Annotated in this window: 11 protein-coding genes; 4 read left to right on the top strand and 7 right to left on the bottom strand. The window is 59.8% G+C overall.

Annotation, left to right across the window (positions count from 1 at the left end):
- The first annotated feature begins 55 nt into the window (after window positions 1–55).
- Window positions 56–1,948: a DNA mismatch repair endonuclease MutL gene (mutL, locus tag AC2A6O_RS19425; protein ID WP_498929542.1), complete on the top strand. Its 1,893-nt coding sequence runs from the start codon at window positions 56–58 to the stop codon at window positions 1,946–1,948.
- Between the two features lie 63 nt (window positions 1,949–2,011).
- Window positions 2,012–2,884 carry an alpha/beta hydrolase gene (locus tag AC2A6O_RS19420; protein WP_498929540.1) on the top strand — a complete coding sequence of 291 codons (873 nt, stop codon included), beginning with the start codon at window positions 2,012–2,014 and terminating at the stop codon, window positions 2,882–2,884.
- 88 nt (window positions 2,885–2,972) lie between these two features.
- Here the strand turns inward: AC2A6O_RS19420 and AC2A6O_RS19415 are convergent, their stop codons facing one another.
- Window positions 2,973–4,157, bottom strand: coding sequence for a porin (locus tag AC2A6O_RS19415; RefSeq protein WP_498929538.1), 1,185 nt, complete (start codon window positions 4,155–4,157; stop codon window positions 2,973–2,975).
- Window positions 4,158–4,318: 161 nt separating this feature from the next.
- A complete protein-coding gene (locus AC2A6O_RS19410) occupies window positions 4,319–4,795 on the bottom strand; it encodes a nucleoside deaminase (RefSeq protein ID WP_498930147.1) in 477 nt (158 codons plus the stop codon).
- Between the two features lie 215 nt (window positions 4,796–5,010).
- Between AC2A6O_RS19410 and AC2A6O_RS19405 the strand changes: the two genes are divergently transcribed.
- Both AC2A6O_RS19405 and rsmD read left to right on the top strand, forming a co-directional pair.
- The gene (locus AC2A6O_RS19405) at window positions 5,011–6,486 is read left to right on the top strand and encodes a pseudouridine synthase (RefSeq protein WP_498929536.1); all 1,476 of its coding nucleotides are present in this window, start codon (window positions 5,011–5,013) and stop codon (window positions 6,484–6,486) included.
- On the top strand, window positions 6,483–7,040 hold the full coding sequence (gene rsmD, locus AC2A6O_RS19400; protein WP_498929533.1) for a 16S rRNA (guanine(966)-N(2))-methyltransferase RsmD: 558 nt from the start codon (window positions 6,483–6,485) through the stop codon (window positions 7,038–7,040). Before AC2A6O_RS19405 ends, rsmD begins: the two co-directional genes overlap by 4 nt.
- Before the next feature lie 83 nt (window positions 7,041–7,123).
- On the opposite strand, the gene AC2A6O_RS19395 is transcribed toward rsmD, so the two are convergent.
- From AC2A6O_RS19395 to AC2A6O_RS19375, 5 genes are all read right to left on the bottom strand, one after another.
- Window positions 7,124–7,984: an MBL fold metallo-hydrolase gene (locus AC2A6O_RS19395; protein WP_498929531.1), complete on the bottom strand. Its 861-nt coding sequence runs from the start codon at window positions 7,982–7,984 to the stop codon at window positions 7,124–7,126.
- Between the two features lie 217 nt (window positions 7,985–8,201).
- Window positions 8,202–8,462: a hypothetical protein gene (locus AC2A6O_RS19390; RefSeq protein WP_209001148.1), complete on the bottom strand. Its 261-nt coding sequence runs from the start codon at window positions 8,460–8,462 to the stop codon at window positions 8,202–8,204.
- A gap of 193 nt (window positions 8,463–8,655) precedes the next feature.
- The gene (locus tag AC2A6O_RS19385; RefSeq protein WP_498929528.1) at window positions 8,656–9,504 is read right to left on the bottom strand and encodes a patatin-like phospholipase family protein; all 849 of its coding nucleotides are present in this window, start codon (window positions 9,502–9,504) and stop codon (window positions 8,656–8,658) included.
- A 123-nt stretch (window positions 9,505–9,627) separates the two neighbouring features.
- A complete protein-coding gene (locus tag AC2A6O_RS19380; protein WP_498929526.1) occupies window positions 9,628–12,756 on the bottom strand; it encodes a sensor domain-containing protein in 3,129 nt (1,042 codons plus the stop codon).
- Window positions 12,757–13,165: 409 nt separating this feature from the next.
- Entirely contained in the window at window positions 13,166–14,086 is a 921-nt protein-coding gene (locus AC2A6O_RS19375) for an alpha/beta fold hydrolase (protein ID WP_498929524.1), read from the bottom strand.
- Window positions 14,087–14,137 lie beyond the last annotated feature (51 nt).

Genomic DNA, 14,137 nt, shown 5'->3' with positions numbered 1-14,137 from the left:
CGGCGCGGACCATATAGGAACATGACACAGTGCGAAACCGAGTAGAGGGAGTTTCATGAAGGTCAGGCAACTTGGCGAACAGGTGATCAACCAGATTGCAGCCGGCGAGGTGATCGAACGACCCGCCAGCGTCATCAAGGAGTTGGTTGAAAACGCTGTCGATGCCGGGGCGAAACAGGTGGAGATCGTCACGGCGGCCGGTGGCAAGACCCTCATGCGTGTCGCCGATGACGGCGACGGCATGCGCCGGGAAGATCTGCAGCTTGCCATCCGTCGTCACTGCACTTCCAAGATTTCCGATGACGACCTGTTCGATATCCGTACGCTCGGGTTTCGCGGTGAAGCGCTGCCGTCCATCGGCTCCGTCGCCCGACTGGCGATCCAGACCCGCCACAAGGACGAGGACCATGCCTGGGCCATCGCCGTCGAAGGCGGGCGGGAACAGCCGCTTGTGCCGGCGGCCCGTACCAAAGGTACGCAGGTCGAGGTGCGCGATCTCTTCTTCGCGACACCCGCCCGATTGAAATTCCTGAAATCCGACCGCGCCGAAGCGGCCGCCATCACGGAAATCGTCAAGCGGATCGCGCTTGCCTATCCGGAAATCGGCTTTTCCCTCGGCGGTGCCGACCGGCAGTCCCAGAGCTGGCCTGCCGCGCGCGGCGGCGAACCGCATCTGGCGCGGATTGCGCAAATCCTTGGCCAGGACTTTGTCGACAATGCCATGGAAATCGACGCCGGCCGGGAAGGGGTCCGCCTCACCGGCTTTGCAGGCCTGCCGACACACCATCGTGGCAATGCCCAGCACCAGTTCTTTTTCGTCAATGGCCGCCCGGTGAAGGACAAGCTGCTGCTGTCCGGTTTGCGCGGTGCCTATGCGGACGTCCTTGCCCGCGACCGGCATCCGGTCGTGGTTTTGTTCATCGAACTCGACCCGGCGCTGGTGGATGTCAACGTGCATCCGGCCAAGGCCGACGTGCGCTTTCGTGACAGCCAGCTTGTGCGCGGACTTCTGGTGGGGGCCATCAAGCATGCGCTGGTTCAGTCCGGCCACCGGTCATCGACATCCAATGCGGCTGTTGCACTGGATGCCATCAGGGCGCAATCGGCCGGGTTCGCGCAACCGGGCTATACGCCGTCAGCTCCGGCTGGTACCGGAGGCTACAGCGGCGGTTCCTTTGCCCGAACCTCTGCGGCGCCTCACTGGGCACCGGAAGCTTTTCGCCCGCTCCAGATGGACGAAGCCCCGGCAACAGGCTTTGCCGAAGCACCGCAGCCGGCCTTCGAACGGCAGAACGGTTTTGCCGACTTTGCCGCGCCATCTGCCGATGCCCGCGCGAATGACGTTCCGGTCGAGACTGAAAAGACCCGCCTGCCGCTGGGCGCCGCCCGAGCGCAGGTTCACGAGACCTACATCATCGCCCAGACCGAGGACGGCGTCGTCATCGTTGACCAGCACGCTGCGCACGAGCGGCTCGTCTACGAACGATTGAAGGAAGCACTGGCAAAGAAGGACGTGGCTCGCCAGATCCTGCTGATTCCCGAGATCGTCGAGCTTCCGGAAGAAGACGCCATCCGGCTTGCCGATCGCGCAGAAGATCTTGAAAAGGTCGGACTGTCGCTGGAGGCCTTCGGTCCAGGCGCCATAGCCGTGCGCGAAACACCGGCAATCCTGGGTGACATGGACATCCAGGGCATGGTCCGCAATCTGGCCGACGAACTTGCCGAATGGGATACGGCCGAAGGCCTAAAGGAAAAGCTGGACCATGTTGCCGCGACGATGGCCTGCCACGGTTCCGTGCGGGCGGGCAGGCGCATGCGCCCGGAAGAAATGGATGCACTGTTGCGCGATATGGAAGCGACGCCGCTCTCCGGCCAGTGCAATCACGGCCGGCCAACCTGGGTGGAGCTGAAACTCGGCGATATCGAAAAGCTGTTCGGCCGCAAATAACCCGGCACCCTGATCGGCCTTCCGTTGCGGTGCGTAGACACCGCAGCGATGGGAGACAGTCATATGACGGAAACCAGCTCAGGTGGCGCGGGCGAGGCGATGAACAAGACCGGCAGGCCAGGGCGCTTGCTTTGGAAGGCCCTGTTGCGCGTGGCCGTCATTGTCGGCATCGCCTACGCCATGGCTGCCGGTTACATGTATTTCAATCAGCGCAGTTTCATCTTCATTCCAAGCGGTGAATTGAGCACGCCGGAGGAAAAAGGGCTTTCGGGTGTTTCCGTCGAAACGGTTTCCATGTCCGATGGCACCAACGTGACTGTCTGGCGTGCGGAACCTTCTGCCAGGGGCGCTCCGACGGTGCTCTATTTTCAGGGCAATTCAGCCAATGTGTCTTCCCGCTGGAAGCGCTTCAAACAAATTCTGGACAGTGGCTTCGGCCTTTATGCGTCAAGTTACCGGGGCTATCCCGGCAGCGAAGGCAGTCCATCGGAACAGGCGCTGATTTCGGACGGGCTGGAACATTTCGACCGGCTGGCGGAATCGGGAACGCCGCTTATCATCCACGGAGAAAGCCTTGGCTCGGGTGTTGCAGCGGCGGTTGCCGCAGAACGTCCGCAAACAGATCTCGTAGTGTTGGAAGCGCCCTATACGGCGCTGATCGACATGGCCACGAAGCGCTATCCCTGGTTGCCCGTCGGGCTCCTGATGAAGGACCCGATGCCGACGCGGGACCGCATCGGAAGGATTGCCGCCCCGGTTCTGATCGTGCACGGAACGGAAGACAGTCTCATTCCGGTGGAGCACGGCAGGCGTCTTTTTGAATTCGCGAACAACCCGAAGCAGCTTGTGATCGTCGAAGGTGGCGGTCACAGCACTCTGTGGTCAAACGGACTTTGGAACACCGTTCTTTCTGCCTGGGCACAGCGGCAGGAATGAAGGCGCCTGATATGGAAGTGCCAGAGCTCTAAAAGCAGAAAACCCCGGGTAAGGACCCGGGGTTTTTGTTTGTCTGATTGCCGGCTTTTTAAAACGTGCGTTGCAGACGGAACGTGCCGTAAAGCTCGTAAGTGTCGTCGATGCCGGAGGAGCGGCTGTAGTCGAGGTCGCGATACTGGAGTTCCGGCCCCATCAGGAAGCCGGAGACAGGTTCCCAGACCACGTTGGCAGTCGCGTCCCACTGGGTGAAGTCATAGGCGCTGGTGCCGCCGTCGACATCATGATAGCCGCCTTCGACATTCACCTGGACGGTATCGGTCACGCCGAGCGTCACACCGCCGAAGATGTTCAGCGTCCTGGTGGTCTCGGTGCTGCTGCCGTTCCACACCGCGTCGGTGATGCGGCTGTTCCAGCCCGTGGACCCGAAGCCGCTGGCGCCATCGGTATAGACCGCCTGCAGGGAAACGGCACCGCCCTTGGCAAAGCCGCCGAAGTTGACGGTTACGCCAGCGCCCGCAGCCCAGCCGAGTTCATCTTCGGTCCGGCCAGCAAGGCCGTTGTATGTGGCGTTCGGATAAACCTGGTGCAGGGCACCCATGATCTGCGCCTGGCCCCAGCCCTGGTTCACGCCGAGAGCCGCGACGAAGTCGGGTGCGCGGGTGCCGCCATAGGTCTGGTTGGTGCCGTTGATTGCAATGTTCTGTTCGCGGCCCGACCGGTCTTCCAGTGCAAGCGTTGCATTGAAGCCGTTGCCGAATGCCATGGTGTACGCGATCTGGTCGACCTTGCGGTCGGAATAGCTTTCGATCTGGGCGTTGAAGGCATAACCGGTGAAGAAGTCGAAATTCGACCCGTTGCGGCCGGCCAGCAAGCCGCCCCACTGGATATACGCCTTGTCCAGCGTGGCTGCGTTCGAGCCGTTGGTCAGCGTGATGTAGGATTCGATATAGGCGCGCAGGGTGCCGAATTCGGTGGCTGTGCGTGCATCAAGGTAGAGATAGCCGCGTGAGCGCCACTGGTAGCCGTCGGTGTCCCGGTCGCCCCAGGTATTTTCCGCCTTGCCGAAGTTGCGGACGCGGAACTCGGTCCGCACACGGCTCCCGACGCGCAGGCACGTTTCGGTGCCGGGAATATAGTAGAAGCGAGCGCCATAAGCGTCACAGATCCGGACGTAATCGACAGGTTCCGGAGCCACCGGCAGGTCCGCGGAAAGGGCCGGGCTTGCAGCCAGAAAAAGTCCGGCGATTGCTCCGAGAACAGTATTTCGAGTCATGTGATGCTCCGATGAAGTGCGCAAATGCCCTGCGAACAGTATGCTGTTCCTAGAAGAAACTTTCAGCTTCGCGAAGTAACGAAACCCGCCTCTGTGCGTGTTTGGTGGTCGCTGTTGCTATTGGGCAACGTGCAATCCGGTCAATCTGCACGAGAAACGAGCTATGGGGCCACGCCCTGGCGTTTCGCCTGGAAGAAGGCTTTCAGCAGCGCGGCTGCCCGCGTCTCGCCGATGCCGGAATAAACGTCCGGTGCATGATGGCAGGTAGGCTGGCAAAAGAATCGGGTGCCGTGATCGACAGCTCCGCCCTTTTCATCACCTGCGCCGTAATAAAGCCGGCGGATCCGCGCAAAGGAAATCGCCCCCGCGCACATGGGGCAGGGTTCGAGCGTCACATAAAGATCGCAGTCCGGCAGGCGTTGAGAGCCCGCCAATGCACACGCGGTGCGGATCACGAGCACTTCCGCGTGGGCGGTCGGATCGTTCAACTCAAGTGTCCGGTTCCCGTCCCGGGCAATCACGTGTCCACCGCGAACCAGCACGGCACCGACAGGCACTTCCCCACGATCCGCCGCCTTACCGGCTTCTTCAAGCGCGAGATCCATGAAAGATGTCTGATTGGTGAAAGCTGTGGGCATCGGGCTGGATGGGTTGGAGCGCAGGAGTGCAGACAGCCTTGATCTGAAGGCCTCCGATAGGTCCTGTTTACCCGCAAATGCCGTGGCCGTCAGCCCCGACGATGGCCTTTGCAGGCGGCAAAAGGCTCCGTCATGCGTGCGGAACACGGCGCCTCTGCGGTTTATGCAGAAAACAAGCGATTCCCGAAAGGCTCAAGCTCTGCTATGACGCGCGCATGACGACAAGAAAATTCTCTTCCGAGCGCCCGGGTCCCGCAAAAGGCCGGGGACGCGACAAGCGTGCACCGGAAAAACGCCGGGCTGCACCGAACGACAAATCGAAAGCCGGCCCCAAGAAGGGCGGCTTCGAAAAACGGGCGCCGAAACCGGCGACTGCACCGCTGGCAGGCGAAGCCAATGACCGGGGCGAGCGCATTGCCAAGGTGATGGCGCGTGTCGGCCTGTGTTCCCGCCGCGAAGCGGAAGTATGGATCGAAAACGGCCGGGTTGAGCTCAACGGCAAACTGTTGACCACGCCCGCCGTCACGGTCACACCCAACGACAAGGTAGTGGTTGACGGCGAACCGCTGCCGATGCGTGAGCGCACGCGGCTCTGGCTCTACCACAAGCCGCGCGGTCTGGTGACCACCAACAAGGATCCGGAAGGCCGTCCGACCGTGTTCGAACGCCTGCCCGATGATCTGCCGCGTGTCCTGACCGTGGGCCGGCTCGACATCAACACTGAAGGCTTGCTGCTCCTGACCAACGATGGCGGACTGGCGCGCGTTCTGGAATTGCCGGCCACCGGCTGGTTGCGCCGTTACCGCGTACGCGCCTTCGGCAAGGTGACCCAGCCGGATCTCGACACTCTGAAGGACGGCATTGCGATTGAGGGCGTGCTCTACGGCGCCATCGAGGCAACGCTCGACAAGGAGCAGGGCAACAACGTCTGGATGACGGTGGGGCTGCGCGAAGGCAAGAACCGTGAGGTCAAACGGGTTCTGGAGCATCTGGGCCTTGCCGTGAACCGGCTGATCCGTTTGTCCTATGGCCCCTTCCAGTTGATGGATCTGCCGGAAGGTGACGTCCGCGAAATTCGTGGCCGCGTTCTGCGTGACCAGTTGGGCGATGCCTTGGCCGAGGAAGCCGGCGCCGATTTCGACGCTCCGATCTTTCATGCTCCCAAGCCTGAAGCCGAAAAGAAGCCCGCAGGCGCAAAGCGCGGCGGCGGCAGGGAAGGCGGTGGCCGGGATGGCGGCCGTGACCGTGGCGCCCGAGATGGTGGCAACCGAGACGGAGCTGGCCGAGACGGTGGTGGCCGGGAGGGTGGCCGACGCGAGGCCAGCCAGGGCCGCTGGATGACGGCGCGCGAAGGCCGCAGCGAAACCGACCGCAAGCGGGCAGCCAAGAACGAACGCAACGAACAGCGGGAAGATCGCAAGAAGGCATCCGGCCAGGGACCGCGAAAGAATTCCGGACCGCGCCAGGAAAAAGTAAAAGTCTCGCCGCGTTCCCGTTTCCGCCTGACCTCCGAGCCGAAACCGCGCAAGGATTTCAGTGAAGATCGGTTTTCCCCGCCCCCGCGCCGCATCTGGGGTGAGGAAGGCAAGGTGGAAGACAAGCAGCAGGAAAGCCGGTCCAACCGTGACAAGGACGACCGGCGCGGACCTCCCAAGGGTGGCCGTCCGCCGAGGCGCGGAGACCGGTCTTGAGAATAGTTGCCGGGCGTTTCAAGGGAACGGCCCTTGCCGCGCCGAAATCGCACGACACCCGCCCGACCAGTGACCGGCTTCGGGAAACCATTTTCAACATCCTGGCACATGGCCTGGATGTTGATCTTGAGGGCGCAAGAGTTCTGGATCTTTTTGCCGGAACCGGCGCGCTGGGCTTTGAAGCGATCAGTCGGGGCGCGCGTCACTGTACCTTCATCGAAGAGGGGACAGAGGCACGCGGCATCATTCGCCGGAACATGGAAGCTCTCGGCCTCAATGGTGCCGCCAAGATCTTTCGGCGCGATGCCACACGGCTCGGCAGCGCCGGCACTATTGAACCTTTCGACCTGGTTTTCGCCGATCCGCCTTACGACAGGAAACTGGGCGAAAAAGCCCTGGACTCTGCCGCAGGGGGAGGCTGGCTGAAGCCAGGGGGCTTGTGTGTCCTGGAAGAAAGGTCTTCGGCCCAGGTCGACATTCCGGAAGGCTTTGAAGAACTCGACCGCCGCCAGGCGGGCGACAGCCAGGTCCTGTTCCTCAGGTTTGAAGCCTGAAGCCTGAAGCCTGAAGCCTCTTTCGGTCTGCTATCAGAGCTTTTGTCTGGTGTCCGAATGCCTTCAGGAGGCTATCTGGCGCGTCAAGAACCACCCGGCATCATGATGTAGGCGGTTTTCCGTGTGGGCAGGCTGGACCGGCTGACAATCAGCGCGGGCGTTTTCGCTCGCACGATGTCGTACCCTGCCTCCTCGGCACGGCCGACGAAAGCCTGCAAGGCGCCGTGGAAATGAAAATGCATCGGGATGACTACTGCAGGACCGATGCTTTCCAGCACGTCCATCAGGCTTTCCAGCCGGAGTGTCGACGAATTGTCGATTGCCGCAAACACGATGTCGATCTGGCCAAGGCGTATCAGATCTTCCTGTGTCAGCCGATGATGCAGGTGGCCCAGATGGGCAATGCACATGTCGGCGACCTCGAAGATGAAAATCGAGTTGCCGAGCCGGCGCTCCGCACCGTCCCAGCCGCGGATGTTGGTCTGAATGTTGCGGATGCGGACATCGCCAACCCGCACATCATGATCCAGCGGTCCGCCCTTCGGGTCCCAGCCGTAAAGCAGATGCTCGATGTTCGGGTCCGGGCTGACGGAGTAATGCGTGCTGTGGGCGCCGTTCATCGTTGCAACATCGGGTGGCAGCAGCGGACGGACGCTGTCGTTGTAATCGGTCGCGATCCGCACGCCCTTGGGCGTTTCGAGTTCGAATGTGGAGTGGCCGATATAGCGGATCTGTACTTCGTTGGCCTGCAACGACGCGCGCCATATCCGAACTTCATCCGGCCCCGGTGCTCTGAACGGCGCTTCGGCGACCAGTTGGCAGATCGCGAAGGCCTGCCCGGTCAGCATCGCTGAAATCAGTATCCCGAGCAGCAGGGGAACAATTCGCAAGAGCCCGCCCGCCTTCTGTCGCCGCCCGTGAAATGGGAAACTGAATATCGCCATGTCGAACCATCCCGAGAACCACACCTGTTGCAAATAGTAGGGGGCGGACCGGCAACGGCAAGACGTCACCACGGCCTTGAGGGCCGTTTGCCCGAAACTTGCGACGTTTTGAAAGGCGATGCCAAAAGAAAAGGCAACCGGCCCGCGCTGATAGCTGCAAGGGCGGTTGCCTAAGGTGGGGGCGGGTGGGAGGAAGAACCAGCCCCGGAATGGACTTTCAAACCACGTACAGACTGACCGGTGGCTTTCCGGACTTCGCAGTCCGGCTGATCGCATCGCCCTCGGTCGAGACGCTGCTTGCCTGCCGGTGGATCAGGTCGCCTGCATGCCCGGCCTCCATGACAAGAGCCTGCTGGCTGCAGAGGGACGCCAGTGACAGGCCCAGCCGGCGGAAGTGGGCCCGGCGGTAGCAGTAGACGGCAAGCGCAGCACGCTGCTGTTCCGGCAGTTGTTGCCCAACATCCGTTACAGCGTTCAACGTTGCGTCCAGTAAGCGTTTCAGCAAATCGTCCGATACCGGACAGGCTTCCAAATCTGTTGATCCTGATGGCCGCATTGACCCTCTCCTAATAGATTAAGAAAAGTATTTAGGAGTAAGATTAATGATGTGTTAAAGGCAAAGATTGTTTCAATAAAAAGGGATAATACGTATTTATCAGTGGTTGTTGCTATCAAGTAACTGCCATTGTTTCTTTTATCAGTTTCTCCAGTTGTTCCCTTGTAACTGTACGCAAGGACTCTGCCTTATCCAGAATGCTTTCCGCTTTCATGAAGTCCAGCACACGGACTGAGTCATGAGGCGGGCTGACCAGGATATCCGGTTGATCTGACTTAAGTTTTTGCTTCGTGATGGTTTGCATGAGAATCTGGGAGGACCCAAACAGGGAGTCCAGCATGCTGATGTCGTCCTTGTTTTCTCGTGGAACCGGCGCCCCAACGACATCAACGGCAATCACGATATCGCAATTCGCCCTGAGACCGTCAAAAGGCAGTGGATTGACAACACCACCGTCGATCAGAAACCGGTCGTCATAGCGCACAGGTCTGAAAACAGCGGGAATCGCGATCGAGGCTGCCAGAGCGGGCAACAACGGACCGCTTTCGAAATCGACTTCTTCGCAGCGGTAGAAATCCGTCGCAAGCATGCGCAGCGGGATTTCCAGATCCTCGAAAGTTTCGGACAGATAGTCGGAAACAAACACTTCCAGCACCCGCAACGGGTCAAACTGCACCGGGCCGCCCCGGAACATGTCAGCGAGCTTGCGGGGTCTCAGCTGCCAGAGGCGCGACAAAACGCTGTTGCGATCCGCGAAGATCTCCAGCGCGATGTCTCGTATTTCCTGGCCACTGCGGCCGCTGGCATAGGCGGCGCCCATCAGCGCGCCGATTGACGTGCCGTTGATCCGCACTGGCTTTATGCCCAGGTCGTCAAGCGCTTCCAGAACGGGGATGTGAGCAAGGCCACGTGCGCCGCCGCCGCCAAGGGCCAGGCCGATTTTGGGAGAAGAGGTGGAGAGCATGTTCCGGATCCGGCAGTGAGTGTTTCAGGTACTGCACATGGGTGTTGCAACGCAACTTTCCAACCTTATGGCCGTCGGCAAAGTTCATTCCGTCGCGAAACAGCCACGCGGTGCCAGGCACTATCAGATCACGAAATACAGGTCATCCGTGGCTTCCGACATCCAGTCCGTCGCCTGCTGGAACGGCATTGGCCGGGCGATCAGGAAACCCTGGATCGAAAAATCGCCCATCATCCTCAAACGGTCGTATTGGGCATCGGTCTCCACGCCTTCACAGACGATACCGATATCCAGCGATCTGGCCAGGTGGATGAGCTGGTTGACGATCACTTCCTTTTTCGAGTCCTGCAGCATCTGGCGGGTGAAGGAGCGGTCGATCTTGAGCCCGTTGATCGGCAGATCGGAGACATGGGAAAGCGATGCATACCCGGTTCCGAAGTCGTCGAGCTCGATATGGACACCGAGTTCGAAAAGTTCCCGCAGCGCCGCCAGGTGTCCGGAACGGTTGTCGTTCAAGAACACCGATTCAAGCACCTCGGCGGTGATCCGGTCCGGTCCGATGTTGTGTTTTTCCATACCGGCCTTGAAGTGCTCGAGCAGCAGTCCGGACGAGAGATGCGAGGGCGAGACGTTCACGGATATGCGGCCGAAGTCGATCCCCCGGTCGATCCAGCTTCGGGCGGCGGCAAAGGCCTTGTCGATGACAATCTCGCCCAGGATCGGAGCCAGCCCGGATTTTTCCACCACAGGCAGGAAGTCCCCGGGGGAGACGGTGCCGCGCTCGGGATGCTGCCAGCGCACAAGCGCCTCGACGCCTGTGACGGCCTGGGTGCGCAGATTGACCTGCGGCTGGAACTCGAGGAAGAACTGATCGTTCTTGACCGCGTCCCTCAGTTCCAGTTCGATCTGCGCTTCCGTTTCGCTGTCGGTGCGCATGTCCGGCCGGAAGAATGTATAGCGATCCTTGCCGTTTTCCTTGGACTGATAAAGGGCAAGGTCCGCATTGACCAGAAGCGTGTCGAAGTCGTGGCCATCGTCCGGGCAGAGTGCCAGCCCCATGCTGACAGTCGGCCAGAACCTGCTGCCGTTGAATTCCATCGGCATCCGCATGATGCGGCGAGCCCGTTCGAAGAGCTCGTTCGGGTCCGACGTGCCCTGTTCCGCCAGGATGACGAACTCGTCTCCGCCCCAGCGATAGGCTGTGCCCAGCCCCCGGCAGACTTCGCGAAGCCGGCGCCCGGTTTCTTCCAGACATTGATCGCCCGCAAGATGACCGAGCGTATCGTTGACCCGCTTGAACCCGTCCATGTCGACATGAATCAGGAAGGCCGGCTTTTCACGACGAGCAAAGCGTTCCTTCGCATCGCGCTGGCAGCCGGCGCGGTTGGACAGTTTCGTCAGGGGATCGAAATAGGCGAGACGTTCGGCCCGTATCTTGGCGTCACGGGTTTCGTTTTCCCGCTGCACCCGTTCCGACACGTCATTGGCAATCGCCACAAGCAGATCACGGTCCTGGTCCCGGAGAACCTGCACCTTGAGGTCGACCGGATACTCGCTGCCATCCTTGCGCCGGTGAACGCTTTCGACCGACAGATTGTCTTTGTGGCCCTTCAGCAGACGTGCGACATGCAGGCGGACCGTGTCCTGATCGTAAACGGGATCGATATCACCGATTTTCTGGAGCTTGAGCTCTTCCAGAGTGTAGCCGAGGTTGGTAAGGGCGCAGCGGTTGGCATATTCGATCTGCAGCGTTGACGAGTCCAGAATGTAGATCTCGTTGAGCGAAGACTCCAGAATATGTGCCAGCAGATGGTTCTTGCGCTCGGCCAGACAGCGATCTGTGATGTCGTGAATGGTGCCGATCAGCTTGGCAGCCTTGCCACCAGGGCCTGAAAAAACGTAACCGAGAACGTGCACATACTGGGTACTGCCGTCGTCATGCACCATGGAGTGTTCGATGTCGAATTCACCGCAGGTCTTCAGGGCGGTCGTGACTGTGTCCAGGGTTGTCTGTCGTTCCGCTTCGGGAATGCGGGAAAACACAAAGCGCTGGATTTCGTTAGCCGGAAGGCCCGGCGGAATCTTCATGACCCGATAGAATTCCTCGGATCCCAGAATTTCGTTTGCCGTGATGTCCAGTTCCCAACTGCCAACATGGGCGATCCGCTGCGCTTCGATAAGCTGCTGCGAGCTGCTTTCCAGCTTGCGGGTATTCTCCTGAACCTCTGCCTCAAGACGGGAACGTGTCAGTTGGACGGAAGACTGAAGACGGGACAGCAGGCGGAATACCACGGTCCAGGCAAGCAGTGCCAGGCCGACACCCGCCATCAGCGACAGCGAGGTCCCCTTGGCAAATGCCCAGATGTTGTTGGTGATGTCCTTCACCAGCAGAAGTTTCACGTCATGGTTCGGACTGACGATCGTAATCGGCAGGTCTCGAACCATGAAGACCTTGCTGTCCTGAAGCGTGAAACTGCTGAAGCCGTCGAAATGACCGTGGGACGTGACTTTGTCGAAGTCGAAGCCGGTCGGCGCCAGATCGCCTAGAACCTTGTAGTGAACGGCGCTGGTGTCATCGGCATCGAGGACCTCGAAAGCCTTGACGATCTGTGCATTCACCGCGGAGCTGGCCAGCGCCAGCGATTGTTCGATGTTGATCGCAAGCTTCAGATATCCGATCCGGGTACCGTCGACGTGCCATGGTTTGAACACACTGACGACAAATTCGTTATCCGGGCCGAGTTCGATTGCATCGACATCCCGGAACCTTCTGGAGTTCAACTCGGTTTCAAAAGTGCCGGCGTTCCGGACTGTGGAAACGTTGCTCTGAGCGCGATAGATGATCTCCTGGTTGGCGGAGAAAATGGTCAACTCCGCTATGTGGAGATCTGCTGCCTTCCCGGCAAAAACCCTGTCGGCAACGGCCTTGATGTTGGCCGCATCTCTCTTGCGAATGGCGGTCTGCAAGTCGGTGTCGGCGCTGACAACGCTGACTGCCTGATCCAGCGCTTGCTCCCCCAGCGACCGTTGGTGCATCAGCAGCCGCTTGGTGGTGCGCACGATCAGATCCTGTGGTTCGCTCAGCGTGCGATATTCCGTGACAACGTTCTGAAAGGTGAGGACAGCAACCGTCAGGCAGAGAAACGACAGAAAGACGGCGCGAAGCGGTTTTTCAAAGCGGGTTTCATCCTTGCACCAGCGGGCGAGAAGCCGGTCAACAAGGGCACTCGGGCCTTGGCCACGCGCATGCATGCGCGATGCCTCGTCGCCTGAGTCCGTCCCTGGCCATGACTTTTGCTTGCCCACGCGTTGCATCTGTTCCCCCGAGCAGCCGCAGCTCCTCTTTTCTCGGCAAGGACAGTTCACTTTTTGTTATGGCCACCCGGTACGGTGTTATTAGGTAAACAATCACTGCCAATTTTCTCAATAGGCCTTATTAGTTAAATTGTTTTAAATGTGTCTGTTAAAGGGCATTAAGAAAAAACGATGAGAAATTGCGATTTCACTGTCTTGTTCTGAGCTGTATTCGTTCGTGAACTGATGAAAAAGGTGCGAGTGGAAATAGTTTAAATGTTGTTCGGTGATCATCTCTATCCATGTCACCGTACAATGCACTCCCGTTACGTTAAGTGGAGTGGCAATCCTAAATAGGTAAGCAATTTCAAGACCTGCTTGGCGTGTTTTTGAAAAACGCGATCAAGGCTCCGGCCGTTTCCCGTGGGGCTTCTTCAGGGAGGAAATGCCCGCAGCCAAGAGCTTCGCCGGTCGCGCTCGCGGACCAGCTTCGCCAGACCTCAAGCGGATCATCGACGCTGGTGGCGATGCCTCTGCTTCCCCACAGGGAAAGCAGCGGAGGCTGAATTTTTTTTCCAGCCTTGAGGTCTGCACGATCATGCTCGTAATCGATTGTCGCCCCTGCGCGGTAATCCTCGCAGGTGGCTGACACCCGGTCCGGTTCGCCGAACCAGTCGCGATTGTGTGTCATGGCCTCTTTGGAGAAGCAGGAAAGATCCTTGGCGGCGGTCCAGCTTGCCAGCGTGTGATCGAGAAACGCCACAGGCGCGGCAGAAATCATCTCTTCCGGGAAAGGTGCCGCCTGGGCCAGAAACATCCAGTGATAGATCTTCAGGCCGAACAGCCTGTCTATCCGGTCCCAGTAGTCGCAGGTTGGCAGAATGTCGAGAACGGCAACCTTCGTGAGCACGTCGGGATGATCGAGCGCCAGTCGGTAAGCCACGCGGCCACCGCGGTCGTGTCCGGCCAGCATGAAAGTCGCATGGCCCAGAGCCTTCATGAGTTCGACCATGGCCGCTGCCATGTTTCGCTTGGAATAAGCAACATGATCGGCCGACAACGGCGGGACGGACGACCGGCCATACCCCGGCAGGTCCGGCATGATGACCGTGAAATGTTCGGCAAGCTGCGGGGCCACCTTGTGCCAGCAGACATGCGATTGCGGATATCCGTGCAGCAAGAGCAGCGGTGGCCCGGATCCGCCAGTCCGGCAGAACAGGCGCATGTCATTGACGTCGACAGTGATGCTGTCGAACTCCGGAAAAAGATCCGGCAAGTCGTTTTCCACGTTTGCCTCCCCAGCCTGCGCTGGAGAGGAGATTAGCTTTGATATTACGCG

The organism is Labrenzia sp. ATLA3 (assembly GCF_057180185.1).
The sequence above is the reverse complement of the archived record's forward strand: the minus strand, read 5'-3'. Positions and strand labels throughout refer to the sequence as shown.